This window comes from Psychrobacter sp. TB20-MNA-CIBAN-0197 (assembly GCF_040309765.1).
Classification (GTDB): Bacteria; Pseudomonadota; Gammaproteobacteria; order Pseudomonadales; family Moraxellaceae; genus Psychrobacter; species Psychrobacter submarinus.
Genome location: NZ_JBEOPC010000840.1, coordinates 1 through 261, shown reverse-complemented (window position 1 = coordinate 261; position 261 = coordinate 1). Strand labels below are relative to the sequence as shown.

The window sequence follows — 261 nt, the reverse complement described above, 5'->3', positions numbered from 1 at the left end:
CCATAGAGTGCCAATACTTCAATACCACGAACATGTTTAGCATATTGTTCGAATGCCTCAGCAACTTGGATCGCAAGCTCACGTGTTGGTGTGAGTACAAGGATCTGTGGCTGTTTCACAGACGGGTCAATATTATTTAGTAATGGCAGTGCAAATGCTGCGGTTTTACCTGTACCCGTTTGAGCTAGTCCCAGTACGTCCTTTCTTTCTAGCAATAACGGTATACATTGAGCTTGGATTTCAGATGGTGTCTTGTAACCC

The 261-nt window shown here is 44.1% G+C and carries 1 protein-coding gene; it reads right to left on the bottom strand.

The genetic code is table 11. From position 1 onward, the window contains the following. Positions 1 to 261 (bottom strand): DEAD/DEAH box helicase (locus tag AAEY83_RS16230; RefSeq protein WP_351060667.1); only part of this gene is annotated, 261 nt, incomplete at both ends.